The 25,499-nt window shown below is 58.9% G+C and carries 25 protein-coding genes and 1 pseudogene; 20 read left to right on the top strand and 6 right to left on the bottom strand.

What is annotated here, in order from left to right; genetic code table 11:
• Positions 1 to 28: 28 nt before the first annotated feature.
• Positions 29 to 982 (bottom strand): lipoyl synthase, encoded by a 954-nt coding sequence (gene lipA, locus ACP15U_RS18265; RefSeq protein ID WP_425046591.1) that lies wholly within the window; start codon positions 980 to 982, stop codon positions 29 to 31.
• Between the two features lie 432 nt (positions 983 to 1,414).
• Between lipA and ACP15U_RS18260 the strand changes: the two genes are divergently transcribed.
• A complete protein-coding gene (locus ACP15U_RS18260) occupies positions 1,415 to 1,963 on the top strand; it encodes a peroxiredoxin (protein WP_425046590.1) in 549 nt (182 codons plus the stop codon).
• Positions 1,964 to 2,044: 81 nt separating this feature from the next.
• Here the strand turns inward: ACP15U_RS18260 and ACP15U_RS18255 are convergent, their stop codons facing one another.
• Positions 2,045 to 3,160: a DUF6456 domain-containing protein gene (locus ACP15U_RS18255; protein WP_425046589.1), complete on the bottom strand. Its 1,116-nt coding sequence runs from the start codon at positions 3,158 to 3,160 to the stop codon at positions 2,045 to 2,047.
• A 247-nt stretch (positions 3,161 to 3,407) separates the two neighbouring features.
• Here ACP15U_RS18255 and ACP15U_RS18250 point away from each other — a divergent pair.
• Positions 3,408 to 3,707, top strand: a pseudogene (locus ACP15U_RS18250) (DUF6477 family protein).
• 44 nt (positions 3,708 to 3,751) lie between these two features.
• Here ACP15U_RS18250 and ACP15U_RS18245 read toward each other — a convergent pair.
• On the bottom strand, positions 3,752 to 5,296 hold the full coding sequence (locus ACP15U_RS18245) for a trimethylamine methyltransferase family protein (RefSeq protein ID WP_425046596.1): 1,545 nt from the start codon (positions 5,294 to 5,296) through the stop codon (positions 3,752 to 3,754).
• A gap of 185 nt (positions 5,297 to 5,481) precedes the next feature.
• Here ACP15U_RS18245 and ACP15U_RS18240 point away from each other — a divergent pair, with 185 nt between their 5' ends.
• The 12 genes from ACP15U_RS18240 (at position 5,482) to ACP15U_RS18185 (ending at position 18,223) form a co-directional block, all read left to right on the top strand.
• On the top strand, positions 5,482 to 6,177 hold the full coding sequence (locus ACP15U_RS18240) for a DUF2270 domain-containing protein (protein ID WP_425046595.1): 696 nt from the start codon (positions 5,482 to 5,484) through the stop codon (positions 6,175 to 6,177).
• Between the two features lie 58 nt (positions 6,178 to 6,235).
• Positions 6,236 to 7,798 carry a glutamine-hydrolyzing GMP synthase gene (gene guaA, locus ACP15U_RS18235; RefSeq protein ID WP_425046588.1) on the top strand — a complete coding sequence of 521 codons (1,563 nt, stop codon included), beginning with the start codon at positions 6,236 to 6,238 and terminating at the stop codon, positions 7,796 to 7,798.
• A gap of 533 nt (positions 7,799 to 8,331) precedes the next feature.
• Complete coding sequence (locus ACP15U_RS18230) at positions 8,332 to 8,625, top strand: putative quinol monooxygenase (protein WP_425046587.1); 294 nt, start codon at positions 8,332 to 8,334, stop codon at positions 8,623 to 8,625.
• Positions 8,626 to 8,742: 117 nt separating this feature from the next.
• Positions 8,743 to 9,612: a DMT family transporter gene (locus tag ACP15U_RS18225; protein WP_425046586.1), complete on the top strand. Its 870-nt coding sequence runs from the start codon at positions 8,743 to 8,745 to the stop codon at positions 9,610 to 9,612.
• 56 nt (positions 9,613 to 9,668) lie between these two features.
• The gene (locus ACP15U_RS18220; protein WP_425046585.1) at positions 9,669 to 10,571 is read left to right on the top strand and encodes a DMT family transporter; all 903 of its coding nucleotides are present in this window, start codon (positions 9,669 to 9,671) and stop codon (positions 10,569 to 10,571) included.
• A gap of 51 nt (positions 10,572 to 10,622) precedes the next feature.
• A complete protein-coding gene (locus ACP15U_RS18215) occupies positions 10,623 to 11,486 on the top strand; it encodes an ATPase (RefSeq protein WP_425046584.1) in 864 nt (287 codons plus the stop codon).
• 100 nt (positions 11,487 to 11,586) lie between these two features.
• Positions 11,587 to 12,504 (top strand): homoserine O-acetyltransferase MetA, encoded by a 918-nt coding sequence (gene metA, locus ACP15U_RS18210; protein WP_425046583.1) that lies wholly within the window; start codon positions 11,587 to 11,589, stop codon positions 12,502 to 12,504.
• Positions 12,494 to 13,450 carry an alpha/beta fold hydrolase gene (locus tag ACP15U_RS18205; RefSeq protein WP_425046582.1) on the top strand — a complete coding sequence of 319 codons (957 nt, stop codon included), beginning with the start codon at positions 12,494 to 12,496 and terminating at the stop codon, positions 13,448 to 13,450. The genes metA and ACP15U_RS18205 overlap by 11 nt, the downstream gene beginning before the upstream one ends.
• A 52-nt stretch (positions 13,451 to 13,502) precedes the next feature.
• The gene (ppk2, locus tag ACP15U_RS18200; protein ID WP_425046581.1) at positions 13,503 to 14,372 is read left to right on the top strand and encodes a polyphosphate kinase 2; all 870 of its coding nucleotides are present in this window, start codon (positions 13,503 to 13,505) and stop codon (positions 14,370 to 14,372) included.
• Positions 14,365 to 14,979: a TetR/AcrR family transcriptional regulator gene (locus tag ACP15U_RS18195; RefSeq protein ID WP_425046580.1), complete on the top strand. Its 615-nt coding sequence runs from the start codon at positions 14,365 to 14,367 to the stop codon at positions 14,977 to 14,979. The genes ppk2 and ACP15U_RS18195 overlap by 8 nt, the downstream gene beginning before the upstream one ends.
• Before the next feature lie 173 nt (positions 14,980 to 15,152).
• The gene (locus ACP15U_RS18190; protein WP_425046579.1) at positions 15,153 to 17,390 is read left to right on the top strand and encodes an FkbM family methyltransferase; all 2,238 of its coding nucleotides are present in this window, start codon (positions 15,153 to 15,155) and stop codon (positions 17,388 to 17,390) included.
• A complete protein-coding gene (locus ACP15U_RS18185; RefSeq protein WP_425046578.1) occupies positions 17,378 to 18,223 on the top strand; it encodes a glycosyltransferase family 25 protein in 846 nt (281 codons plus the stop codon). The genes ACP15U_RS18190 and ACP15U_RS18185 overlap by 13 nt, the downstream gene beginning before the upstream one ends.
• An 83-nt stretch (positions 18,224 to 18,306) precedes the next feature.
• Here the strand turns inward: ACP15U_RS18185 and rpsI are convergent, their stop codons facing one another.
• The gene (gene rpsI / locus ACP15U_RS18180; RefSeq protein WP_425046577.1) at positions 18,307 to 18,792 is read right to left on the bottom strand and encodes a 30S ribosomal protein S9; all 486 of its coding nucleotides are present in this window, start codon (positions 18,790 to 18,792) and stop codon (positions 18,307 to 18,309) included.
• A gap of 6 nt (positions 18,793 to 18,798) precedes the next feature.
• Positions 18,799 to 19,257 (bottom strand): 50S ribosomal protein L13, encoded by a 459-nt coding sequence (gene rplM / locus ACP15U_RS18175; protein WP_425046576.1) that lies wholly within the window; start codon positions 19,255 to 19,257, stop codon positions 18,799 to 18,801.
• 258 nt (positions 19,258 to 19,515) lie between these two features.
• Between rplM and sigZ the strand changes: the two genes are divergently transcribed.
• Both sigZ and ACP15U_RS18165 read left to right on the top strand, forming a co-directional pair.
• On the top strand, positions 19,516 to 20,058 hold the full coding sequence (gene sigZ / locus ACP15U_RS18170) for an RNA polymerase sigma factor SigZ (RefSeq protein WP_425046575.1): 543 nt from the start codon (positions 19,516 to 19,518) through the stop codon (positions 20,056 to 20,058).
• Positions 20,059 to 20,124: 66 nt separating this feature from the next.
• Positions 20,125 to 20,832: a glutathione S-transferase family protein gene (locus ACP15U_RS18165; RefSeq protein WP_425046574.1), complete on the top strand. Its 708-nt coding sequence runs from the start codon at positions 20,125 to 20,127 to the stop codon at positions 20,830 to 20,832.
• A gap of 47 nt (positions 20,833 to 20,879) precedes the next feature.
• Here ACP15U_RS18165 and ACP15U_RS18160 read toward each other — a convergent pair whose 3' ends face one another.
• A complete protein-coding gene (locus tag ACP15U_RS18160) occupies positions 20,880 to 21,305 on the bottom strand; it encodes a PaaI family thioesterase (protein ID WP_425046573.1) in 426 nt (141 codons plus the stop codon).
• A 59-nt stretch (positions 21,306 to 21,364) separates the two neighbouring features.
• Between ACP15U_RS18160 and ACP15U_RS18155 the strand changes: the two genes are divergently transcribed.
• The 4 genes from ACP15U_RS18155 to gluQRS all read left to right on the top strand — a co-directional run bounded on the left by ACP15U_RS18155 (position 21,365) and on the right by gluQRS (position 25,466).
• Positions 21,365 to 22,150 carry an enoyl-CoA hydratase gene (locus ACP15U_RS18155; RefSeq protein WP_425046572.1) on the top strand — a complete coding sequence of 262 codons (786 nt, stop codon included), beginning with the start codon at positions 21,365 to 21,367 and terminating at the stop codon, positions 22,148 to 22,150.
• 454 nt (positions 22,151 to 22,604) lie between these two features.
• Positions 22,605 to 23,972: a methylenetetrahydrofolate--tRNA-(uracil(54)-C(5))-methyltransferase (FADH(2)-oxidizing) TrmFO gene (trmFO, locus tag ACP15U_RS18150; RefSeq protein ID WP_425046571.1), complete on the top strand. Its 1,368-nt coding sequence runs from the start codon at positions 22,605 to 22,607 to the stop codon at positions 23,970 to 23,972.
• A gap of 22 nt (positions 23,973 to 23,994) precedes the next feature.
• Entirely contained in the window at positions 23,995 to 24,609 is a 615-nt protein-coding gene (locus ACP15U_RS18145) for a class I SAM-dependent DNA methyltransferase (RefSeq protein WP_425046570.1), read from the top strand.
• Complete coding sequence (gluQRS, locus tag ACP15U_RS18140; protein WP_425046569.1) at positions 24,606 to 25,466, top strand: tRNA glutamyl-Q(34) synthetase GluQRS; 861 nt, start codon at positions 24,606 to 24,608, stop codon at positions 25,464 to 25,466. Before ACP15U_RS18145 ends, gluQRS begins: the two co-directional genes overlap by 4 nt.
• Positions 25,467 to 25,499 lie beyond the last annotated feature (33 nt).

Below are 25,499 nucleotides of genomic sequence, written 5' to 3'. Positions count from 1 at the left end.
GCCACCCATCTTGCCAGCGTATCGGGTGTCATGCCTGTCCGCGCTTTTCCTGCCGGGCCGCGCGCAGGCGGGCGAAGTCGTCACCGGCGTGGTAGGAGGATCGCGTCAGCGGGGTGGCCGAGACCATGCCGAACCCCTTGCCATAGGCGGCTTTCTCATAGGCGGCGAACTCCTCGGGGGTCACGAAACGGTCGACCCGGTGATGTTTCGGCGTCGGTTGCAGATACTGGCCAATGGTCAGGAAATCCACATCCGCCGCGCGCATGTCGTCCATCACCTGCCGCACCTGCTGTTCGGTTTCGCCCAGACCCACCATGATGCCGGATTTGGTGAACATTGCGGGATCCATCTCCTTGACCCGCTGCAGCAGGCGCAGGCTGTGGAAATATCGCGCGCCGGGGCGCACCGAAGGGTAAAGCCCCGGAACGGTTTCGAGATTGTGGTTGAACACGTCCGGACGGGCCTCGACCACCACCTCCAGAACATTGTCGTCGCATTTCAGGAAATCCGGGGTCAGGATCTCGATCGTGGTCTTGGGGCTGCGGTGGCGCACCGCCCGTATGGTCTGGGCGAAATGCGCCGCGCCGCCATCTGCAAGATCATCCCGGTCGACCGAGGTGATCACCACGTGATTGAGCCCCAGCTTTTCCACCGCATGGGCGACCCGGCCCGGTTCGAACGTGTCGAGCGCATCCGGCCGCCCGGTGGCGATGTTGCAGAAGGTGCAGCCGCGGGTACAGATTTCGCCCATGATCATCATGGTTGCGTGGCCCTGGCTCCAGCATTCGCCCACATTCGGACAGCCCGCCTCTTCGCAAACCGTCACGAGGTTGTTCTCGCGCATGATCTTGTGGGTATCGGCATAGCCTTTGCCGCCCGGCGCCTTCACCCGGATCCAGGACGGTTTCTTGGGCTGCGACTGATCCGGACGATGCGCCTTTTCCGGATGGCGCTGTTCGGGAATTTTCAGATCTCTGGCCATGGCGAATTCCTGGGTGATGTTTTCTGGCTATTGCCGTTGCACTTGCAATGCCCCTGCAATGCTCGGGCGGGTTCACAACATGTATGCGGCCGGTTTCGTGTGACGATCAGACCGCAGAGTTTCCCACTAGATACTGCACTATTGCCCCGTTGTCTGCCCCGAAACCCCGCACGGCTGCATTGCACCGCTTGCATTCCGAAACGAGACCAGTTGGTCAGTTACGCCGATGCCCATGTGCAACCGAACCAATATTGGACGGCCATGCTGCACATGCGAAATATTTCAAACCGATTCACCTATAAGTTCTTGCGAACAAACGACGCCTCAAATTTTCATCTGCAGCATTTCAAGCGTTGAACCTCTTTTAGAATCATTTTAACTCACGGTAACAAACCACGAGTTGACACCATCCAATCGAAACAGGAGATCAGGATGAAAGCCGGAGCAAAACTGCCCAACGTGACTTTCCACACCCGCGTGCGCGACGAGGCCATCGAAGGACCGAACCCGTTCCGCTGGGAAGACAAGACCACTTCCGACTACTTTGCTGGCAAGCGCGTGGTTCTGTTCTCGCTGCCGGGTGCTTTCACCCCCACTTGTTCGACCTACCAGCTGCCGGGTTTCGAGAACGGCTTTGCAGATTTCAAGGCGCAGGGCATCGACGAGATCTATTGCATGTCCGTCAATGACAGCTTCGTCATGAACAAATGGGCGCAGGATCAGAAGCTCGAGAATGTCAAAGTGATCCCGGATGGATCGGGTGAATTTACCCGCAAAATGGGCATGCTGGTTGACAAGGACAATCTCGGATTTGGCATGCGTTCGTGGCGTTATGCCGCCATCGTCAACGATGGTGTCGTAGAGGCATGGTTCGAAGAGCCGGGCCTGATGGATAACTGCCCCGAGGACCCCTATGGCGTATCCTCACCCGAGACCCTGATGTCTTATCTGGCAGAAAAGAAAGAGCCGGAACTGGCCTGATCCAAGTTCGACACCAATAAGCCAAGGGCGGCGGGTCATATACCCAGCCGCCCTTTCCATTTTCCCAATACGCTTTTGGTATCAGCCGATTAGCCGATCCTGTTCACTCTGTTCCTCATAATGCCGTTTCAGCCTTTGCAGTGCGATCCTTAAAACGATCTTTCCCGATCGGGCTGACCAGCCCATCCGTTTTTCGGTTTGCTCCAGCCCTTCAAGCATGCAGCAACACCGCATGGCCACGTCGCTCAACCCTGGCCCGAGATCATCCAGCGCACGCCGTACTCTGTCGCGCGCAACCATTCCGCTACCACCATCGCCCGGCGTGCCGCGGCCCTCGTTTCCGGTCAGGAACCTCTCCCAGTTCTGTGTGACGCGCGGCCCCATCTGCGCCAGTTCGAAATCTTCCCTCAACCGTTCGCCTGCGGCGACAAGACCTTCCTCCAGAAACGGTTGCCCGTCCCTATCCCTGCGACGCGCGAGCCCGGTCAGTGGGCTTTCCGCCGCGCAATAGCGCGCCCTGCGATTGTCAGTTTCCGCTGTGGCGACAGCAGACGATCCCGGACCGGCAAAAGCGGCAGGCGCCTCGGCAAATCCGCTTTCTTGCCGCGCGCGGGCAAGATTCTCGGCCTCGGCCAGCATCCGACCCAAGGCAGTCCGACCGGAGGCTGTTATCCTGTAGCGGCTGATCCGGCCCGGTTTGTCGCAAGATATCCAGTCCTTGAGCGCCATGGCCTGTGCAATTTTGCAATCCACCACGCCTGTTCTGGTGCTGGCCCCGGATCTGTCATCCCGCACCACCACGGCCTTTTCCATACCCTCAGCCACCGCAAGAACCGCACCTGTTTCGCATAACCGCCGAAGTATGCGACTGGCCTCCTGCGCCAAGGTCTGGGAATTCAGCGTTTTCTCGTCCATGTCGGATGACGAAAGATCATCGGTTGACGCGACACTGCCAATCGACGTCCTTGCTTTGACAGTCGGAAGGATATGAGAGGCAAGGGCCTGCAGAGCCGCATCCACAAGGGGATCGTCCCGGCGCATCTCAACCTTGCGGATCTGTCGAAGAACAGTTGAGGCATGACATCCCGCCACACGCGCCAGATCCCGGATCGAACACCCCTCTTCCGTATGTTTCAGATATCGCATCGCACCTTCGGGCACCCAATTCGGCAAAGAAGAGTCCGTTCGGCTGTTCATCATGTTGCACCCTTACCCCTGTAAGCTGCTGACCTAGTTTTCCACCGGTTATCCCGACATTTATCAACGCAACCTATGGGTGTATTTGTTACCCATTCGTTAAAGTCTCCGGCATCCTTCATCATTGTTGCCAAAGGATAAACAGTCTTGAACCGAGCGAACGGCTATTTTCGCAGAATCGCAACACTCGCCTAAGTTGTGCAATGACTGTTTCCGAAACAGCGACTGGCAGTATGAAGGAGCCACCATGCAAGACCTGATGAGCATGCTCAAAACCCTGCGCCGCCCGCGCCTGCTGATCCGCGCGGCCCGTTTCGGTGCACAGGACTACAACCGCGAGCGTCATCTGCAGCGTTTACTGGGGTACGGAACCCTGCCACGGCCCGGGGCTGCGCTTATGCGGTTGATGGATATGGAACGGGATCTAAACGAATAACGCCGCGCGGACGATGCAGGCTACTCTCTGTCCCGACATCTCGACATCATGATAGCGGTAATGGGCGAAGCGCGGCTGTACCAGGCCAGCCGCGCCAAAACCTATTCGTGAAACGGGGCTAGTCGCTTCCCACCCCGTCCTGCCGGGTGCAACAGTTAGATGAAGGCGTCGGGCATCGACGCCTTCTTCTCGGCCACATATGCGGCCAGCGCTCCGGCGATTTCGGGATCAAGTGACGGTTGGCGGTAGTTCGCCAGCAGATGCTCCACCCGGTTTGAAGCAAGTGTCCGGGTGTCGCGGGCCCCCTCTTCTTCCCATGTTTCGAACGGCTTGTAGTCCAACAGGTCCGATTTCCAGAATGCGGACTGGAAATTGGCCTGGGTATGGGCGCAGCCAAGGTAGTGGCCGCCCGGCCCGACTTCGCGGATCGCGTCCATTGCCTGAGCGTTCTCGTCCATGTTGACGCCTTTGGCGAGACCATGCAGCGCACCAAGCTGATCGGCATCCATCACGAACTTCTCGAAATCCGCGACCAGCCCGCCTTCGAGCCAGCCACAGGCATGGAGCATGAAGTTGACCCCGGCCATCAGCCCCATGTTCAGGGAGTTCGACGTTTCATAGGCTGCCTGCGCATCCGGCAGCTTCGAACCGCAGAAGGAACCGGCCGACCGGAAGGGCAATCCCAGACGCCGCGCCAGTTGCCCGGCGCCATATGTTATATGTGACGCTTCGGGTGTTCCGAATGTCGGTGCGCCCGAGTTCATGTCAATTGACGTGACCATCGCACCAAAGATGACTGGCGCGCCGGGCCGGATGATCTGGGAGTAAGCGATCCCGGCCAGAACTTCCGCCAGAACCTGTGTCAGCGTACCGGCCACCGACACCGGCGCCATTGCGCCACCGACGATGAACGGCGAAACGATACAGGCCTGATTGTTCCTCGCGTAAACCTCCAGCGCGCCCATCATCACGTCGTCGAATGTCATCGGCGAGTTGATGTTGATCAGCGACGTCATCACGGTATTTTCCTGAACGAAGTCCTTTCCGAACAGAATCTCGCACATTTCCACCGAATCCTGTGCGCGGGATGGATCGGTGACCGACCCCATGAACGGCTTGTCGCTCAGCGTCATATGCGCAAGCAGCATGTCGAGATGCCGCTTGTTGACGGGAACATCGGTCGGTTCACAGACCGTGCCGCCCGAATGGTGCAGCCATTTCGACATATAGGCCAGTTTCACAAACTTGTTGAAGTCATCCATCGTCGCGTAGCGGCGACCGCCTTGTACGTCGCGTACGAAAGGCGGGCCATAGACCGGCGCGAGAACAAGATTGTTGCCGCCGATCACCACCGATTTTCCGGGATCGCGGGCGTGTTGCGTGAACTGGCTCGGCGCGGTCTTGATCAGTTGGCGGGCGAGCCCTCGCGGAATCCGAACCCGTTCGCCGGATACTTCGGCGCCAGCTGCCGTCCATCGTTCCAGCGCTGCCGGGTTGTCTATGAAATTGACGCCGATCTCTTCCAGCACCGTCTCGGCATTATGCTCGATGATGTCGAGCGCCTCTTCGGACAACACTTCGAAATTGGGGATATTGCGCTCAATGTACTTCGCGGTTTCGATTTTTATCGCGGTGCGCTCGGCCCTTCGTGCTGCGCCGCCACCGCCGCGCGATCTGCGTCGGGGTGTTGCCCCGGCCATTGCTTCATCCATGTGCTTGTCCTTTGGATGGATCGGAATCGTTCCGGTTTAGTATAACAGCCGTATCCTGCCCCGAATGGCGATAGCGGCGCGTATGAGGCAAAAGCGACATCCTGATCGGTTCCCCCCTTTAACTCCCCGGTTCCACTGGGCATGATGACCCAACGGCAACGGGGGACAGAACTATTTCCAAAAAAGAAAGCTCTGACAGCGCATCCGAACGCAAAACCCTCAATGCGGCCGAAATCGGAGCCGTAGCGCATCTCTATCGCGGCGAGGTCTATCGCAGCACCATCTGGCGCACCCGCCTGGACACCACCACCAACTGGGCCGTGGTCACATTGGGCGTGGCGCTGTCGATCTCGTTCGCGTCACCCGACGCCTCGCCGCTACCACTGGTGCTTGTCGGGGTGCTCATAATCCTGTTCCTGATGCTTGAGGCCCGGCGCTATCGTTATTTCAATGTTTGGCGGGCCCGGGCGAGATGGCTGGAAACTCATTTCTACGCCCCTCTCCTCTATGACGGCGATCTGCACATGGAGGAGAACTGGCAGAAGACATTGGCACATGACTACCTCAAGCCGCGCTACCATGTCGGATTCCTGATCGCGATCGGCCGGCGCATTCGTCGCAACTATCTGTGGATCCTGCTGATCCAGTCGCTGGCGTTCATCGGCAAGATTTCCGTGCATCCCACTCCGGTAAGCACACTGGACGAGGCCATGTCACGCGCCGATGTCGGCCCACTGCCCGGCGAACTGATCATCGGCATCGGGCTCATCTACGTTCTCAGCTGGTCTGCGATCGCAATCTGGAGCTATCGCGAGGACGGCGCGCGGGCGCAGAAGCGCGGCACCGAAAGCTCCGACTCGATGGGCTGACGCCCGGACTGACGTGAATACTCTTGCACTCAATCCCGCCGCGACCTAGTAGCGGGACATGAGCCAGACATCGCACGACCGCCTTCTCATCATCGACTTCGGCAGCCAGGTGACGCAGCTGATTGCCCGCCGCCTGCGCGAGCTGAATGTCTATTGCGAAATCCACCCCTATCAGAACGTCTCAGCCGATTTTATCCGCGAGATGGCCCCCAAGGCCGTGATCCTGTCAGGTGGCCCTGACAGCGTGACCCGCGAGGGCAGCCCCCGCGCCCCGCAGGAGCTGTTTGAAATGGGTTTGCCGATCCTTGGTATCTGCTATGGCCAGCAGGTGATGATGACGCAACTGGGCGGCAAGGTCGAAAGCGGTCATGGAACCGCCGAGTTCGGACGCGCCTATGTGACCCCGCAAGGCGAGCATATCGACCTGCTGCGCGGCTGGTTCCTTGAGGGTGACGAACAGGTCTGGATGAGCCACGGCGACCATGTCAGCCAGATCGCACCGGGCTTCGAAGTGTATGGAACTTCGCCCAACGCGCCCTTTGCGATAACCGCCGACATGTCGCGCCATTTCTACGCGGTCCAGTTCCATCCCGAAGTGCACCACACGCCCAACGGCAAGACGCTGTATGAGAATTTCGTCAACCTGGCAGGGTTCGCGGGCGACTGGACCATGGGCGCCTATCGCGACGAGATGATCAAGAAGATCCGCGAACAGGTCGGCGGCAAGAAGGTGATTTGCGCGCTGTCGGGCGGTGTCGATTCATCGGTCGCGGCGATCCTCATTCACGAAGCCATCGGCGAGCAGTTGACCTGCGTTTTTGTCGATCATGGCCTGCTGCGCAAGAACGAGGCCGAAGAAGTCGTGGGCATGTTCCGCGAGCACTACAACCTGCCCCTAATTCACGCTGACGAAAGCGAGCTTTTCCTTGGCGAGCTGGACGGGGTGTCCGACCCTGAGACCAAGCGCAAGATCATCGGGAAACTGTTTATCGACGTGTTTCAGAAGCACGCCGATACCATCGACGGTGCCGAATTCCTTGCCCAAGGAACGCTCTATCCCGACGTCATCGAGTCGGTCAGCTTTTCCGGCGGCCCCTCGGTCACCATCAAATCGCACCACAATGTGGGCGGGCTGCCCGAGAAGATGGGTCTGAAACTGGTCGAACCCCTCCGCGAGCTTTTCAAGGATGAGGTCCGCGCCCTCGGCCACGAGCTTGGCCTACCGGCCAGCTTCATTGGTCGCCACCCCTTTCCCGGCCCCGGTCTGGCAATCCGCTGCCCCGGCGAGATCACCCGAGAAAAGCTGGACATTCTGCGCGAGGCCGATGCGATCTATATCGACCAGATCCGCAAGCACGGGCTCTATAACGAGATCTGGCAGGCATTTGTGGCCATCCTCCCGGTGCGCACCGTGGGCGTGATGGGCGACGGGCGCACCTATGACTTTGCCTGCGCTCTTCGCGCGGTAACCAGTGTCGATGGCATGACAGCGGATTATTACCCGTTCAGCCACGAATTCCTTGGCGAAACGGCAACCCGGATCATCAATGAGGTCAAGGGCATCAACCGCTGCACCTATGACATCACCTCCAAACCTCCGGGCACGATCGAGTGGGAATAAACACCCGGCGGGCCGTTTCTTTGCCCCGCCGCAGCAGACTGCTTGTGCGGTATTTGCAACTCGAACCGGACAAATTGTCCGCCTCGCTCGAATCTTGATGCACTTTAGCGTCAATCGCAACATTATCCGCGGAGTGAGTGGAAATCTGGGGTGAGCATTTCGCGGCAACCGGGTCTGGCAGGGCTATTTTGACCCAGCTTTCAACCGGGCGCCCATCAGCAAGGCCCTATGCATTGTTTTATGTAATCAAGGCACAAACTATGACCGTGCGCGTATTCAGTTGCAAAGCCTGTGAACATCAGATGAGACTTGCAGGACCTCGGTGCGGATATTGCGGCACCCGAAAGCTGTTCTGGCAGCAACCGGCGATCATCATCCTTTCCGCCCTGGCAATACCGGTCGTCTTGCTGGCGATCAGCTTCTGACCCTTCTTGCCCTCAAGGTGGCGGAACGCTTGACGCGGACCTGACGATGCGCTTCGCTGCGTTCACCAAACCCATGTTCATCAGCAGAACCAGAAAGACCACCGCGTCATGACCGTCACCCTCACTGGTTTTTTCGACGTACCCGAAGAGGCGCTTGAAGAAGTGCGGGCCGCCCTGCCCGAACATGTCTATCTGACCCGGGCCGAACCGGGCTGCGAGTATTTCGAAGTGTTCGAGTCGGTTTCGGAACCCGGTCGGTTTGCCGTGTCCGAGCGATTCAAAGATGCCGCATCCTTTCGCGCGCACCAAGACCGCGCCGAGGCGTCCGACTGGGGCAGGATCACCAGGGATTATCCGCGCAGCTATGACATTGTCGGGCTGAACACGGTGAAGGATGAATAGGCAGATCCAACTTTGGTGAAGCATCTGGCGATCCAAGAGAATCGTTACTCCGCAGGCATTTGTTCGGTATGACCGGTAGTCGGGCGGGATCATCCGCCGGCCAAAGGCGTCAGACAGATGAACCCAACCTTCAAAGCAGCCTTGTGGATGACCGGTGCGATTGCGGCCTTCTCGACAATGGCCGTTGTCGGGCGTGAACTGTCGGCCGTCTACGACACGTTCGAGATCATGCTCTATCGCAGCCTGACCGGTATTCTTGTGGTCTCTGCGGTCCTGACATTCACGGGCGGCTGGGGCGGAGTGACGACCCGGGCCTTCAGTTTACACGCAATCCGCAACACCGTCCATTTCGCCGGTCAGAACCTCTGGTTCATGGCCGTACCGCTGATCCCGCTGGCGCAAGTCTTTGCCCTCGAGTTCACGCAGCCGCTCTGGGTCATCCTGTTCTCACCGCTTCTCCTCAAGGAGCGCCTGACCCCGATCCGGGTTCTGTCCGCACTCATCGGTTTTGCCGGCATCCTCATCGTTGCTCGCCCCGGAGCGACGCCGATAAGCTTCGGCGTGCTTGCCGCAGCTTCAGCCGCAATCTTCTTTGCTCTTACGACGATCGCCACCAAGAAGCTCACGACGATTGCCAGTATTGGCTGCATCATGTTCTGGCTAACGCTGATGCAGGCCGTTTTGGGGTTCGTTTCAGCGGGGCTGGACGGGCAGATCACCCCGCCGCAACTTCCGATGCTGCCGTGGCTGGTGCTTGTTGGGCTGGGAGGGTTGCTGGCCCATTTCTGTATCACCAACGCGCTGGCCATTGCACCGGCAACGGTGGTGGTGCCGTTCGATTTCGTGCGCCTGCCCACCATCGCCGTTGTTGGCATGCTGCTTTATCAGGAACCGCTGGACTTCTACGTCCTGCTTGGTGCCGTCGTGATCTTTGGGGGCAATTACCTCAACATTCTCGCCGAAACTCGCAAGAACCGGGTCGCCTGATGCGGTGGGCGTGAGATACGCCCTCTATGCGACAAACTCCAATGGGCGAAAATTCCATGACCGAACAAAAGACGATCAGCAAAGGGGCGTGGGCCGAGCTGGCCCTGCTTGGCCTGATCTGGGGCGGCTCTTTCCTCGCTATCCGGATCGCGCTTGATGAAGTGCCGGTGGTGACCAGCGTGTTTCACCGCACGTTCTGGGCAATGCTGGTTCTCTGGGGCGTGGTGGCCATTCAACGCCTGCCGGTTCCCAAAGACCCCCGGATCTGGGGGGCGTTTCTGGTCATGGGACTGCTGAACAATGTGATTCCGTTCGGCCTGATGTCGTGGGGGCAGCTCTATATCGAGACCGGGCTCACCTCGATCCTCAATGCGACCACGGCCATATTCGCCGTTATTGTCGCCGCGATGATCTTTGCCGACGAGCGATTGACCCCGCGCAAGATCATTGGAGTCGGGCTCGGGTTTCTCGGCGTCGCCACAGCGATCGGTCTGGAAGCATTCGATAGTTTCGATCTGCGGTCGACGGCCCAATTCGCCATATTGGGAGGCACAGTGTCCTATGCGCTGGCCAGCTCGTGGGGACGGTTAAAGCTGGGCGATCTGCCACCTCAGGTTGCCGCTGCCGGGATGCTGACAGGGTCAACACTTGTTTTGGCACCGGCCGCGTGGTTGATCGATGGACCCATTTCACTGGATCTTGAACCCAGAACATGGATGGCGATCGGCTATTACGCAATTGTCGCGACGGCTGGCGCCTACCTGCTCTATTATCGGATCCTTGCAAAGGCTGGCAGCGGTAATCTCATGGTCGTCACCCTGCTGATTCCGCCCGTTGCCATCACACTCGGCGCATTGGTCCGCGACGAAGCATTGCTGCCGCAGGCATATGTCGGGTTTGTTTTGCTGGCCCTCGGGCTCATGGTTCTGAATGGCGGGTTTGGCAAAGCCCGCGATTGACCCTCCGCCATCCGCGATTTAGCAAGGGCGAAACAACACACAAGGCGGCTCATGCTTTACAATTCGGCCCGAGACTGGCGCAGCGCTCCCCGCAAGAACGTTCTGTTCTTCGGCATGTCGGGGCTGGGAAAAACGCATATTTCCAACCTGCTCCGGGACGGCGGAAACTGGTTTCATTACTCGGTCGATTACCGCATCGGGACCCGATACATGGGCGAGTATATCACCGACAACGCCAAGGCCGAGGCGATGAAAGTGCCGTTTCTACGCGACCTTTTGCTTTCGGATTCGATCTATATCGGCTCCAATATCTCGTTTGCGAACCTGACACCGGTGGCCGCTTATCTGGGCAAACCCGGAAACCCGGCGGCAGGCGGCCTGGAGATCGACGAGTATCGCCGCCGGCAGGAACAGTTCAGGCAGGCCGAGATACACGCCCTGCTCGACACGTCCTATTTCATCGACCGGGCCGAACGACTGTATGGCTATCCGAATTTCATCTGCGACACAGGCGGATCGATTTGCGAATGGGTGGATCCCGAAGACCCTCAGGATCCCGTGCTGTCGGAACTTGCCAAACATACTCTGATGATCTGGATCAAGGGGGACGATGCCCATACCGAGGAACTGATCCGGCGGTTCGACAGGGCCCCGAAACCGATGTCTTACCAGCCCGAGTTCCTCACCCGCGTCTGGACAGAATTCCTTGCCAAGGAAGGCTGCACCGCTGGCGAGGTGGACCCCGATTCCTTCATTCGCTGGACCTATGCGCAGGCGCTGGCGCACCGCCAGCCCCGGTATGAGGCAATGGCGCGGAACTGGGGACTGACCGTGACTGCCGACCAGATCGCCAGCGTGCGCGATGCCGCCGATTTCGAGGATCTGGTTGCCGGTCTGCTCGACAGCCGAATGTGACGCCCTGCCCCGATCGTCTGCCCGCCACACATACCGTGGACTTGGCAGGCCGCGCCTTGCGCACTATCTAGCCGCAACACCGACGAAAAAGAGCCCGACGATGCCCATCAAGATTCCTGCCGACCTGCCCGCCTATGACGTTCTCACCCGCGAGGGCGTCATGGTCATGTCCGAGGATCAGGCCGCACGGCAGGATATCCGACCGCTCAAAATCGGACTGTTGAATCTGATGCCCAAGAAGATTCAGACCGAAAACCAGTTCGCGCGGCTGATCGGGGCCACGCCGCTGCAGATCGAACTCAGCCTGATCCGCATGTCGGAACACCGCACCCGGAACACCGCAGCCGAACACATGGCTGAATTCTACCACCCGTTTCAGGAGATCAAGGATCAGAAGTTCGATGGCTTGATCATTACCGGGGCCCCGATCGAGCACCTCGAGTTCCCCGAGGTGACCTATTGGGACGAACTGCGCGAGGTGATGGATTGGACACAGACGAATGTTCATTCCACCTTTGGCGTCTGCTGGGGCGGAATGGCGATGATCAACCATTTTCACGGCATCGAAAAGTACATGCTGCCCCACAAGGCGTTCGGATGTTTCAGGCACCGCAATCTTGCGCCTTCTTCACCGTTCCTGCGGGGGTTCTCCGACGATTGTGTGATACCTGTCAGCCGTTGGACCGAGATGAAGCAGGATGAGATCGACGCCGCGCCGGGGCTGAAGACCCTGTTGGGCAGCGACGAGGTTGGCCCTTGCCTGGTCGAGGATTCCGAACACCGGGCGCTCTATATCTTTAACCATTTTGAGTATGACAACGATACGCTGAAGCAGGAATACGACCGCGATATAGCCAATGGCACTCCGATCAACGTGCCCGGCAACTATTACCCGGACGATGATCCCAGTCGCCAGCCACTGAACCGCTGGCGCAGTCACGCGCATCTGCTCTATGGCAACTGGATCAACGAAATCTATCAGTCGACACCGTTCGACATGGGCGACATTGGCCGCTGAACTGGGGATCACTCTTGCCGGCCTGATGGCCGCGGCGGGGGCTGCCGTCACCTCGTGGCGCGCGGCCGACAACGAGATCCGCGCCGAGACCGATCACCCACCCGAAGGGCGCATGCTGGACGTGGGCGGGACACGGGTTCACGTCGTCGAGATGGGAGCAGGTCCGGATCTGGTTCTGATCCACGGCGCATCCGGAAACACCCGTGACATGAGCTTTGCGCTGGCACCCGCGCTGGCGCAAAGCTACCGGGTGCTGATCTTTGACCGTCCGGGGCTTGGTTACAGCCAAGACATCAACCCCAAAGGCGCGACGATCAACCAGCAGGCCGAGCTGTTGATGCGGGCCTGTGGCCTGCTGGGCGCCTCCCGCCCGATCGTAATGGGCCAGAGCTATGGCGGCGCGGTTGCGCTGGCCTGGGCCGTGCATCACCCCGAAACCCTGTCGGCTCTGGTTCCGGTCGCAGCGGCATCGCACCCTTGGGACACACCGCTGGATCCGTTCTACCGCATCACGTCATCGCGCCTCGGATCTGCGATCGCTGTTCCGCTGATTACAGCCTTCACCTCCGAGGCCAAGGTCAAGGCTGCCTTGGAAGGCGTGTTCGCGCCGCAACTGGTCCCGGAAGGATACGCTTCTCATTTTGGCCCCGGCCTGACCCTGCGGCGCAGTTCCCTACGGGCGAATGCCTTGCAACGTGCCAACCTTCTGGACGAGATCATTGAACTGGCCGCCCGGTATGACGAGATCTCGGTCCCGACCGAGATCCTGCACGGAACACGGGACGAAACCGTCAATTTCAACCTGCATTCGGTCAATCTCGCAAATCGGATTTCGGGCGCGGTGCTGACCCCGTTGGAAGGAATTGGCCATATGCCCCAGCATGTTGCCGTGCGTGACGTGGTTGCCGCAATCGACCGGGCGGCGGACAGAGCCGGTTTGCGTTAATCGGATTAACATCCCATATTGAAGGCAAACCAAGAACACCCGGAGGCACCCGATGGCACGTCCAGATCAGCGGCAAATTCAACGCTATTTTGAAAATGACGCGCCGCAGGAGATCCGCGAGCAGATCCAGAATGCAAAAAAGGGCGACATCCTCGAGCCCTCCTATCCGCATGACGAGCGGATGTCGTCAAAACTGTATGACGCCGAGATGCAGGATCTTCAGATCGAATTGGTCAAGCTGCAGACCTGGGTCAAGGAGAGCGGCGAACGCATCGCCATCATCTTCGAAGGCCGGGACGCCGCCGGCAAGGGCGGCACCATCAAACGGTTCCGCGAAAACCTGAACCCGCGCGGCGCGCGCGTGGTTGCGCTGGCCAAGCCATCGGATTCCGAGAGCACCCAATGGTATTTCCAGCGCTATATCGAGCACCTGCCATCAGCCGGTGAACTCGTGTTCTTCGATCGCAGCTGGTACAATCGGGGTGTGGTCGAAAATGTCTTTGGCTTTTGCACTCCGGCCGAGCGTGAACGCTTTTTTCGACAGGTCATTCCGATCGAGCAAGGTCTGGTCAATGACGGGATCCGGTTGTTCAAGTTCTGGCTCAACGTCGGGCGCGCCGAGCAACTGCGCCGCTTTCAGTCACGGGAGAACGATCCCCTAAAGCACTGGAAGCTTAGCCCGATCGACATCATGGGCCTAAGCAAGTGGGAGGAATACACAGATTCCATCCGCGAAACCCTGACCCGCAGCCATTCCACGGCGACTCCGTGGACCGTTATCCGCTCGGACGACAAGAAACGGGCACGCCTTGCCGCGATACGGACGGTTCTGGCGGATCTGGATTATGACGACAAGGATCACAAGGCCCTTGGCAAGCGCGACGAATCCATCTGCGGCGGACCGGAAATCTGGGATGCCTAAACGCGGGTATCACCACGGCAATCTGCGCGCGGCCCTGATTGAGGCGGCTCTGACGCTGATCGAGCAGAAAGGTCCGACCGGGTTCACCTTGTCTGAGGCTGCCAAGACAGCGGGTGTTACGCCCGCAGCCGTCTATCGCCATTTTCAGGGGCGCGAAGACCTGATTGCGGAAGCTGCCCGCCAAGGGTTCGAAATGTTCGCCGACCTGATGCAATACGCCTATGACAAAGGCCAGCCGTCTGCATTGGCGGCGTTCGAGGCCACGGGTCGGGCTTATCTTGCTTTTGCCCGCAAACACCCGGGACACTACATCGCGATGTTCGAAAGCGGCATTTCCGTCAACCGGACACCTGAACTGGCAGCGGCGGCCAACCGGGCCAAATCGGTGCTGGAGAAAGCCGCCACCGACCTGTCGGAACATATCCCTCCCGAAAAGCGGCCTCCGGCCTCGATGTTCAGTGCCCATATCTGGGCGCTCAGCCACGGTGTCGTCGAACTCTATGCCCGCAACACCGGCACGGCGTCCCCCTTCCCGCCCGAAGATCTTCTGGAATCCGGGATCGGCATATACCTTCGCGGTTTGGGGCTGATCGACCCGGACGGCTGAGCAGCATGAAAGCCACTATGATATGGCTGTTCGAGCGCAGGCGCCGCCGTTTACAACAGGATGGGTTTCTGCAATGACTGCGCCAGAAAAAGGCACTTGAACCGGCCTCTAAAACCAACTGGCCCGGCAGTAGTAATGACCATTGACCGCCCCAAGATTGTGGAAGTGATCGGATGAAATTTCTCAAAAAACTTCGCGGCAAAAGCCATGATGACGACCCGATCACCGCCGACGAACGGCTGATCATGAAAAAATGCATCCGCGACGGCGATATCGTTCTGGACGTGGGCGCTCATCACGGCAAATGGTCCGAGGCGGTTCTCAAGGCCAGCAAGGCAAATATTCACGCATTCGAGGCATCCAAGGAAGCGCATGAGGTTCTGAAGACCACCATTGCCGATCGGGTCACTCTGAATTGGAACGCGGTCTCGAACCGAAACGAAGACCTCACCTTTCACGTCTATCGGGATGATGCCCGGCTAAGCTCCCTGCACCGCCGGGTCAGTGTCGAAGAACAGCTGCTTGCGTCGGGTTTCGACGCCATCACCGTGCCCGGCACCACGCTCGACACATATTGGGGAGACCGCAAAGAGCGGATTCGGTTCCTCAAGGTCGACGTCGAAGGCGCGGAATATGACGTTCTGCGCGGCGCGGCCGGTCTGCTGCGTCGTGGGCAGGTAGATTTCCTGCAATTCGAATATGGCGGAACGTTCTTCGACGCCGGCATCTCGCTACGAAACGTCTGGTCGCTGCTGCGCCGCCACGGTTATCGGGTGCTGCGCGTTGAAAGAGGCAAGTTCACAGAGGTCAAGAAATTTACCGCCAAGACCGAAGACTACCAGTATTCGAACTTTCTTGCCCTGCATGAGCGATTGATGGCCCCTTTTCTTGGCGCTGGCGAAGAGATCAAGCTGGAGTTCGACCGGTTGGCACATTTCGGGATCAAGCCGCGCGGGGCATTGCATGTCGGGGCGCATCTTGGCGATGAAATCTCGACCTACCGCAAGGTTGGCTTTGAACAGGTCGTTTTTGTCGAAGCCAACCCCAAACTTGCCCAAGGGCTTCGGGACCGATTTGCATCCGACACCGATGTCACCGTTATCGAGGCTGCGGCATCGGAAAGCGAGGGAACTGCAACCTTCAACATCACCTCGATGGACCAGTCGAGCTCGCTTCTTGAACTCAAGGACCATGCCAAGCTCTACCCGAAAATCGGCGTGGCCGAGAAGGTGGACGTGCGCACATCGCGGCTCGATACCTTGTTGCAGGAAGCCGGAATTGACCCCAAGACCCTCGACTTCATTGCCATGGACATTCAGGGTGCCGAGCTGATGGCACTGAAAGGTGCCACGGATCTATTACCTAATATCAAAGCCTTGCAGATCGAAGTTAACTACTCTGAATTGTACGAAGGTTGCCCTCTGGTAACGGATCTGGATGAGTTTCTTGCACAGTTCGACTTCATCCGCGTCAAAACGAATACCCCGTTCAGTGAAGAATGGGGCGATGCGCTTTATGTCAAGCGGCCGATGGTCGGCTGTTCCTCCGTTGGATCGGCCGGACGCTTTGCGAACCACGTTTTCCAATACATGTTCTTGCAGACATACGCGCTGGATCAGGACTATATCCCGGTCAACCCGCTCTGGTCCGGCGACGACATGTTCAACGTGGCGCCGGGTGTCGAAGCCCTGCCGGCCCTTCCGCACAAGCAGGTGGAAACGACGTTCCAGTTTTCGGACAGCAACATCGCTAATGACCCGGACGTTCGACCAGCCTGCGATTTCTCTGGCTATTTCCAGTACCACACACGCTATTACCTGCCGCATAAGGCGATGATCCGCGAGCATCTGACCTTCAAAGGGGCCTACGCGGAGCGAGCCGCTCAAATCCGCTCTCTTTTCGATCGCCAGCCCGGCCCGGTGGCCACGCTGCACCTGCGCCGAGGCGATTTTGGAACAGGTGTTTTCTTCATCGCGCCAGAGGAATGGTATGTTGATTGGGCCAAAGCGTTGCAGGAGCAGTTGCCGGACCTGACGCTCTACATCGCCTCGGATGAACCTGAAAAGGTCCTGCCGGCATTCAAGGATTTCAACGTGCTGACCGAGCGCGATCTGCCGTCGGCCAATCTTGGCCATGACTTTGCAACGGATTTTGCCGCCCTGACACTGGGTGATCACTTGGCGATTTCCAACAGCTCCTTTTCCTTTGCCGCTTCGATGCTGAACAGCCGGGCAAAGCTGTTTGTCCGTCCGGACCTCAACGCGCAGGCCCTGGTGCCATTCGATCCGTGGAACGCACCGGTTCTCCTGCGCGAGGTCGAGGCGGAAGATGCCGGTGAGGATTACATGAGCGAACGTGCCAAAGGGCGTTCAAAGCACAAGCTTGCCAAGATCCGGAAATGGTTCCGTTGACGGCTGACGTCTACTTCATCAATCTCGACCGGGTGCCGGAACGGGCGGCGTTCATGTTGGGGCAGTTCAGCAATGCCGGCATATCGGATCCCATCCGTTTTCCGGCCATAGATGCCAGATCCGCCGAGATGCGTGATTGCCCGCGATACCGCCCCCACAGCTGGGGGCCGTACTGGACATTGCGGGAAACCGAGATTGCCGTGTTCGAAAGCCACCGTGCAATTTGGGAAAAAATTGTCGAGTCGGACCGTCCTGCGGCAATTTTTGAAGACGATGTGCTGATATCGACCCAAGCCGGAGCGATAATTACCGCCCTGTCGGATTATTCGGACCGTTTCGAGATGGCAAAACTCGACGCCCTCGCCGGACAGGTTCGTCTCGGTCCGGAGATGCGGCTTGGAGATTCCCGGCTGCATCCGATCACCGAGGTTGTCGCCAGCGCGGCGGGCTATCTGCTCAGCCCGACCGGTGCGCAGAGCCTTTTGAGACGGTCGCAGAGCTATTGCGACCATCTTGACGACTTCATAACCCGGCCCGCTCGCGGCTATCGCGCCATTCAGCTGACCCCGGGTATCGCGGTTCAGGGCATGTTCGCCGACGTTCGGGGTCGGGACGACATTCCCGCGTCGATCGCCGGCAGTGAACGAACAGCGTTCGGTTCCGAGCCAACCAGCGATGGCCGAGGGCCTGTGCCATACAGGCTGGCCAAGGAGATCCGCCGAGGTTGGCGGCGCTCCGCCCGCAAGATCTTTCGCGACGGGCAGCTTCAACGTCAAGGCGGTCTGATTGGCGAAGTTCCGTTGGCATCGGATCTGCCAGGTTACCGCAAGTAACCCTCACAAGACTCTGATCAAAATACCAAAAAAGGCCGCGCCAAGTGGCACGGCCTGTCTTTGAAACATGATGGTTCTGAAACTTAGCGCTTCGAGAACTGGAACGAGCGACGAGCCTTGCGCTTACCGTATTTCTTACGTTCCACCACACGGCTGTCGCGGGTCAGGAAGCCAGCGGCTTTCAGTGCACCGCGCAGGTTGGGGTCATAAAGCTGCAGGGCTTTCGAGATGCCGTGCTTGACCGCACCGGCCTGACCGGTCAGGCCACCGCCCTTGACGGTTGCGACAACGTCGAATTCACCTTCGACACCGGCAACCTGGAACGGCTGGCGCAGGATCAGCTGCAGAACCGGACGGGCAAAATACTTGTCCTGATCCTTGCCGTTGACGGTCACTTTGCCGGAACCGGGCTTGATCCAGACACGGGCAACCGCGTCCTTCCGCTTGCCGGTGGCATAGGAACGGCCCAGTTCGTCACGCACGGGTTCGCGTGCAACGAGTTCTTCGGCCACGGTTTCCACGCCTGCAACGGCGCTCAGCTCTTCGAGAGTATTGATCTGATCAGCCATCGGTCATTAGCTCCGGGTGTTCTTCTTGTTCATGGATGCGACATCCAGAACTTCGGGGGCCTGGGCCTCGTGCGGGTGCTCGGCACCGGCATAGACGCGCAGGTTGGTCATCTGCTGGCGGCTCAGGCGGTTGCCTGGCAGCATGCGCTTGACCGCCTGGGTCACAACGCGCTCGGGATGTGCACCCTCGAGGATCTGCTGCTTGGTGCGCGACTTGATGCCACCGGGGTGACCGGTGTGCCAATAGAAGTTTTCTTCGCGCTTTTTGCCGGTCATCTGAACCTTGTCGGCATTAATGACAATGACATTGTCGCCCATGTCCATATGCGGAGTGAACGACGCTTTGTGCTTGCCACGCAGGCGCGTGGCGACAATCGACGCAAGACGGCCCAGAACAACGCCCTCAGCGTCGATCAGGATCCACTTCTTGTCGATGTCTGCAGGAGTTGCAGAATAGGTTTTCATGGCAGGACAATCCTGTTTGATGTGAAAGACAGACACGATTCCGCGCCCGTCTGAATTCGATGGAGGGGGTTTACGGGTGCCAGCGATGTTAGTCAATTGCAGAAATGTCAATTTTATCATGTGTTTTCAATTGGATAAAAAATAGGTATCCAGTTACCCCAGCCTTTCCCCAATTTTCCCCCTGCTGCATCCATTGACCACGTTCCGCCATTGAAAACCCCTCAGATGGCCTCCATCTCTCACGCGGGAGTATGAACTATGGACGTTGAACAGGTCTGGTCCGATTACAGGAGCCGTATCAGGGCTTTCCTCCGTGCCCGGGTTGCCAACCCGGCAGATGTGGACGATCTGCTGCAGGACATCTCGATTAAGGTTTTTACCGGCCTGTCGGGGGTCGATGACCAATCCCGATTGCAGCCCTGGCTCTTTCAGACTGCAAATCGGACAATCATTGACCACTATCGAAAGTCTGGCCGGCACAACGATCTGCATCCCGACGACCTATGGTATCAGGGCGACGACACCAGCATGAGACAGGATCTTGAAGGCTGTGTCGAACCCTTCATTTCCGCACTGCCCCGCGCTTCGGCTGATCTGTTGACTGCCGTGGATATCAACGGGCAATCGCAAAAGGACTATGCTGATGCCCGCGGGATCCCATATTCGACGCTGAAATCACAGGTTCAGAAGGCCCGGTCGGAACTGCGTTCGGTGTTCGAGGACTGCTGCAGGCTGACGCTGGATACGCGCGGCAGCATCGCGGATTACGACGTAAAATCTGATCGTTGCAAAAATTGCTAAGCTGATCGTCGTCTTTTCCCGGTCGCGTTCGTCTTACAGGGTGACCATCAAAGCAAAGGACAACCGATGATCAGGATCGTGAGCTTCAAGATCTGCCCCTTCGTGCAGCGCGTCACCGCGTTGCTGGAGGCCAAGCAGGTGCCCTATGAGATCGAATACATCCCGCTCAGCGACAAACCCGAGTGGTTTCTCGACCTGTCGCCCACCGCGCAGGTGCCGCTTTTGGTGACCGAAAATGGCACCGCGCTGTTCGAGTCGGATGCGATTGTCGAATATATCGACGAGATCACGCCGCCGCTGCGCGCCACAACTCCCGAAGACCGGGCCATCGACCGGGCGTGGAGTTATCAGGCGTCCAAGCATTACCTCGTCCAGTGTTCCGCAATGCAGAGCGCCGACCGGGAGACGCTGGAAATGCGCCGTGAGAAGCTGATCAAATCCTTTGCACGCGCCGAGGCACAGCTTGGCGACGGGCCGTTCTTCCACGGGCAGGAACTTGGCAATGTCGATATCGCATGGCTGCCGCTGCTGCATCGCGCCGGGCTGGTGGAACGGCATTCGGGTTATGACTTCTTTGCCGCTTTCCCAAAGGTGAAGGCATGGCAACAGGCGCTGGCCGCAACCGGTCTGGGCGAGAAATCCGTATCCGGTGATTTCGAGGAGAAGTTCTCGGATTTCTATCTGGCGGAACGCACCTTTCTCGGACGTGGCGCCAATTTCGACGAAGCCCCTGCCCGCAAGCTAGTAGCCAGTGGCGGTGGTTGCTGCGGCTGATCAATCCGGCCTGCCCGGCTTCGCGCCGGGCGGGTCGCCCCCATCTCTCAGGTTTTTTCGGGCGGGATCGAATAGGTCATGGTGGCCCGCGCCACTGGCTTGTCGGATCCTTCCGAGAACATCAGCACATCGCCCACCGCCAAGGTCCGGCCAAGTTTGAGCAATCGGCATTCGGCCCGGATCTGGGTGTTCGAAGCCGGCTTGCGCATGAAATCCATTGAACTGTTGGTGGTCACGGCCAACGCCTGCCTGCCCACCCGCGCCAGGACCATCGCATAAACCGCGCAATCGGCAAGCGCGAACATCGAGGGCCCTGAGACCGTGCCACCCGGGCGCAAATGCCGCTCGGCCGTCAGCAGACGCATGGTCACGTGCTCTTCGGACAGGGCATCAATCGCGAAATCATCAGCCACCTGGGGAAACACTTCCCCGAGATAGTCCATGAGCTCTTCCTTGGTCATCGCCAGCGACATGCTTTTCCTCCGCGCCTCTTTCGGCCTAGAGTTGTCCCGGTTTGAGGGAGGAGAGCAAGATGTCACTTCTGGAACGTAGCGACACGGGCGCAATCGCACGGCTGACCATGAATGCACCCGAGCGCCTGAACGCCCTGTCGGACGAATTGCTGGCTGCCCTTCAGGAGCAGTTCGATACACTGGCGGCAGACCCGAGCATTCGGGTGATTATCCTCTCAGGCACAGGCAAGGCGTTTTGCGCAGGGCACGATCTGAAGCAGATGACCGCCGGACGGCAGGCCGAAGATGGTGGCAAGGCCTACTTCAAGGATCTCTTTGATCGCTGTGCCAGGATGATGATGGCGATCCGGAGCTTGCCGCAACCCGTAATCGCACAGGTGCACGGCATTGCCACGGCCGCAGGCTGTCAGCTGGTTGCAAGCTGCGACATGGCCGTGGCGGCCGAAGGAACGCGATTTGGAGTGAACGGTGTAAATATCGGCCTGTTCTGCTCGACGCCGATGGTGGCACTCAGCCGCAACATCCCCCGCAAACAGGCTTTCGAAATGCTGACGACCGGCGGCTTCATCGACGCCACCCGGGCCGAATCGCTGGGCCTGATCAACCGGGTCGTTCCACAGCAGGATCTTGAAACCGAGACACACGCGCTTGCGCAAACGGTTGCCTCAAAGCTGGGCGCTGCAGTCAAGATCGGAAAACAGGCCTTTTACCGGCAGGCTCAGATGCCACTGGACGAGGCCTATGCCTATACCGGGGATGTCATGGTCGAGAACATGCTGTACCGCGACACCCAAGAGGGAATCGCCGCCTTTATCGAGAAGCGCGATCCCGACTGGCAGCAATGATCACCAATCGCCCAAGATTGTTTCCAAATTGAAGCTTTCAATCGGGGCAAGAGTGTGGCAAAGCTTTGTCAAGGCAAATGCCTATGACGTTTTTGGGCCGCCGTGGGCGGAAGGTCCCTCCAAACTGGGTCTCTCTCCCCGGTTCGACATTCCCGCAGCGGCGGCCCCAAACCACCCCCTCATAACATGAAAACATATGCCAAACATGAGGTTATGCGCATTGCCGCAATCTCTTGAGCCCGAGCCACAGTCCTGAAACAGCCGGCGCCTGACGGGTTGACAACTCGCATCCCGGGTGATGTTACGCCCTGAGCGCGCAGCAAAGGTGATTCTCTTGCCGCCGGGGTCGGAAAATCATTTCGTCTGATCACACAAGAAAAATCTAGCAAGGCGCTGCCCATAACAATGCGTTTTTCGATTCAGATTTCTGCCGAAACGCATTATGTGGCAGCCCATGACACAGCGCGAAACAGAAACACTGCATATCGTGGGCGGCGGCATGGCCGGGTCCGAGGCCGCTTGGCAGGCGGCGCAAATGGGCGTCAACGTCGTTATTCACGAGATGCGACCTACAGTCGGGACATTTGCCCATCAGACCGGCAACCTGGCAGAAATGGTCTGCTCCAACTCCTTTCGCTCGGACGATGACGAGCAGAATGCCGTCGGCCTGTTGCATTGGGAAATGCGCGCTGCCAACGGTCTGATCATGTCCGCCGCAGATGCACACCGCCTGCCTGCGGGCGGCGCCCTGGCAGTCGACCGAGACCCATTCGCCGAATTGGTCACCGACAGGCTGCGCGCCCATCCACGGGTCACCGTCACCGACGAAGAGGTCACCACCCTGCCCGATCAGGGTCACTGGATCTTTGCCACCGGTCCCCTAACGTCTCCGGCGCTGGGTCAGGCCATCCAGACCGAAACCGGCGCCGATGCTTTGGCGTTTTTTGATGCGATCGCACCTATTGTCTATGCCGACAGCATCGACATGTCGAAGGCGTGGATGCAGTCGCGTTATGACAAGGGTGAGACCGAGGAAGAGCGCACCGCATACCTCAACTGTCCGATGGATCGTGACCAGTACGAAGCATTCATCGATGCGCTTCTCGCCGCTGACAAGACCGAGTTTCACGACGGCGAAACCGCCACCTATTTCGACGGCTGCCTGCCAATCGAGGTGATGGCCGAACGGGGTCGCGAAACCCTGCGCCACGGGCCCATGAAGCCGGTGGGATTGACAAATCCGCATGACCCGGAAACCAAGGCCCACGCCGTCGTACAACTGCGGCGGGACAACGCGCTGGGAACCCTGTTCAACATCGTCGGATTCCAGACCAAGATGAAATACGGGGCGCAGACAGATGTGTTCCGGATGATCCCCGGGCTCGAGAATGCCAGTTTCGCGCGCTTGGGCGGCATACACCGAAACACATTTCTCAACTCCCCGACCCTTCTCGACGATCAGATGCGACTGAAATCAAAGCCCAACATCAGGTTCGCCGGTCAGGTTACGGGGGTCGAGGGCTATGTGGAAAGCGCCGCGATGGGGTTGGTCGCGGGCCGGTTGGCCGCCACGCAGATTCTCGGACATCATATTCCCGCGGTGCCGCAGGACTGCGCCATGGGGGCATTGATCCATCACATCACAGGAGGTGCCGAGGCCAAGACCTTCCAACCGATGAACGTCAACTTTGGACTGTTCCGCCCGGTTGAGGGGCTCAAGGGCGGCCGGCGCGGTCGCAAGGACCGCTACAAGGCCTACACCGACCGCGCCAAAGCGGCCTGGTCTGCCTGGCTGTCGCAAAGCGCACTGGACGCGGCCTGAGTCAGACGATTAGGCTGCACCCATGAGCAAGACATTTCTCGACAAAGCCTATGGGTTGGATGGGGCCAAAGAAACCCGCGCCCTCTACGATCAATGGGCTTCCACCTACGAAGAGGAAGTGGCCGAAAACGGCTATGCGACCCCCGGCCGTGTCGCCGAGGCGCTCAGATCCTGTCTGCCCGATCATCACGCTCCGATCCTCGACTATGGATGTGGCACAGGCCTGTCCGGACTTGCCCTGCGTGCTGCCGGTTTCGATACGATCGACGGAGCTGATCCGTCACCCGAAATGCTGGACGGCGCCCGGGCAAAAAACATCTACAGAACGCTGTACCCCATTGATATCGAAAGTGATAACCCGGTTCCGACTCAACCTTATCGCGCCATTGCCGCCATCGGGGTCATCGGCTCGGGCGCCGCACCGGTTGCATGTTTCGATCTGTTGATGACGGCACTCCCGGCCAAAGGTCTGCTAGCATTTTCCTTCAATGATCACACGCTTGCCGACCCGACCTATGAGGCCAAACTGAATGAATGGCTGGACTGCGGCGGCGCCAGCCTGCTGTTTCAGGACTATGGCCCCCACTTGCCCGGCCTCGACATGAAGTCCAGCGTCTATGTCGTTGAAAAAAGGTGACTTTTACCACCAGATTTGCGCCATCTCCGACCGGGCCGCTACATCTTGGCCATGCCTATTCGGCCCTGGTTGCCCATGACATGGCTCGGGCTTCAGGCGGCCGCTTCCTGCTCCGGATCGAAGACACCGATATCGACCGGGCCCGTGCACACTGGGAAGAACAGATTTATGAAGATCTTCGCTGGCTCGGACTCGATTGGGAATCCCCGGTGCTGCGCCAGTCCGAGCATCTTGCGGAGTACAACGCCACCCTGATGCAACTGGCGGAACGCGGGCTTGTCTACCCCTGTTCCTGCCGCCGAAGCGACATTCGCGCCGCTCTTTCGGCCCCTCAGGAGGGTCAACCACGTGGTCCAGGTGTCTATCCCGGCACCTGCCGCGATCGTCCGATGTCCTCGCGCCAACCCGGCGACGCGCTGAGGCTGAACATGGAACGTTCGGTTGCCGGCATTTCAATGCCGGTCTTCAACGAAACCGGCCCGAAACACGTAGGCCGACAGCAACTGGACGCGGCCCTTTTGATCCGTGACATCGGCGACGCGGTTCTGGGGCGCAAGGAAATCGAGACCGTCTCCTATGTGCTCGCTTCGGTCATCGACGACGCTTCTCAGGGCATCACTCATGTTGTTCGCGGCGAGGACCTCTATCAGATCACCTTCCTGCAGGTCCTGTTGCAACGCCTTCTTGATCTTCCAACCCCTGTCTACCACCACCACCGGTTGATCCGTGACGACGCTGGCAAACGGCTGGCAAAGCGCGACGACGCCCGCGCCATCGCCGGATACCGCGCCGAAGGTGCAAGCCCACAGGACATACGCACCATGGTCGGGCTCAAACCAATCCCTTCATCTTTTTGACAAATACTCTCGCCGAAGGCATGGCCCGGCACG

The organism is Primorskyibacter sp. S87, from assembly GCF_049801055.1.
Taxonomy (GTDB): Bacteria; Pseudomonadota; Alphaproteobacteria; order Rhodobacterales; family Rhodobacteraceae; genus JBNAGF01.
This window is presented reverse-complemented; position numbering and strand designations above follow the sequence as displayed.

Coding starts and splice junctions, on each gene's coding strand:
- metA (WP_425046583.1), top strand. CDS start 11,587: ATGCCCATCAAGATTCCTGCCGACCTGCCCGCCTATGACGTTCTCACC.
- ACP15U_RS18145 (WP_425046570.1), top strand. CDS start 23,995: ATGAGCAAGACATTTCTCGACAAAGCCTATGGGTTGGATGGGGCCAAA.
- lipA (WP_425046591.1), bottom strand. CDS start 982: ATGGCCAGAGATCTGAAAATTCCCGAACAGCGCCATCCGGAAAAGGCG.
- ACP15U_RS18260 (WP_425046590.1), top strand. CDS start 1,415: ATGAAAGCCGGAGCAAAACTGCCCAACGTGACTTTCCACACCCGCGTG.
- ACP15U_RS18225 (WP_425046586.1), top strand. CDS start 8,743: ATGAACCCAACCTTCAAAGCAGCCTTGTGGATGACCGGTGCGATTGCG.
- ACP15U_RS18155 (WP_425046572.1), top strand. CDS start 21,365: ATGTCACTTCTGGAACGTAGCGACACGGGCGCAATCGCACGGCTGACC.
- ppk2 (WP_425046581.1), top strand. CDS start 13,503: ATGGCACGTCCAGATCAGCGGCAAATTCAACGCTATTTTGAAAATGAC.
- ACP15U_RS18220 (WP_425046585.1), top strand. CDS start 9,669: ATGACCGAACAAAAGACGATCAGCAAAGGGGCGTGGGCCGAGCTGGCC.
- ACP15U_RS18190 (WP_425046579.1), top strand. CDS start 15,153: ATGAAATTTCTCAAAAAACTTCGCGGCAAAAGCCATGATGACGACCCG.
- rpsI (WP_425046577.1), bottom strand. CDS start 18,792: ATGGCTGATCAGATCAATACTCTCGAAGAGCTGAGCGCCGTTGCAGGC.
- ACP15U_RS18195 (WP_425046580.1), top strand. CDS start 14,365: ATGCCTAAACGCGGGTATCACCACGGCAATCTGCGCGCGGCCCTGATT.
- guaA (WP_425046588.1), top strand. CDS start 6,236: ATGAGCCAGACATCGCACGACCGCCTTCTCATCATCGACTTCGGCAGC.
- ACP15U_RS18255 (WP_425046589.1), bottom strand. CDS start 3,160: ATGAACAGCCGAACGGACTCTTCTTTGCCGAATTGGGTGCCCGAAGGT.
- ACP15U_RS18230 (WP_425046587.1), top strand. CDS start 8,332: ATGACCGTCACCCTCACTGGTTTTTTCGACGTACCCGAAGAGGCGCTT.
- trmFO (WP_425046571.1), top strand. CDS start 22,605: ATGACACAGCGCGAAACAGAAACACTGCATATCGTGGGCGGCGGCATG.
- ACP15U_RS18160 (WP_425046573.1), bottom strand. CDS start 21,305: ATGTCGCTGGCGATGACCAAGGAAGAGCTCATGGACTATCTCGGGGAA.
- ACP15U_RS18245 (WP_425046596.1), bottom strand. CDS start 5,296: ATGGCCGGGGCAACACCCCGACGCAGATCGCGCGGCGGTGGCGGCGCA.
- ACP15U_RS18185 (WP_425046578.1), top strand. CDS start 17,378: ATGGTTCCGTTGACGGCTGACGTCTACTTCATCAATCTCGACCGGGTG.
- ACP15U_RS18215 (WP_425046584.1), top strand. CDS start 10,623: ATGCTTTACAATTCGGCCCGAGACTGGCGCAGCGCTCCCCGCAAGAAC.
- rplM (WP_425046576.1), bottom strand. CDS start 19,257: ATGAAAACCTATTCTGCAACTCCTGCAGACATCGACAAGAAGTGGATC.
- ACP15U_RS18165 (WP_425046574.1), top strand. CDS start 20,125: ATGATCAGGATCGTGAGCTTCAAGATCTGCCCCTTCGTGCAGCGCGTC.
- sigZ (WP_425046575.1), top strand. CDS start 19,516: ATGGACGTTGAACAGGTCTGGTCCGATTACAGGAGCCGTATCAGGGCT.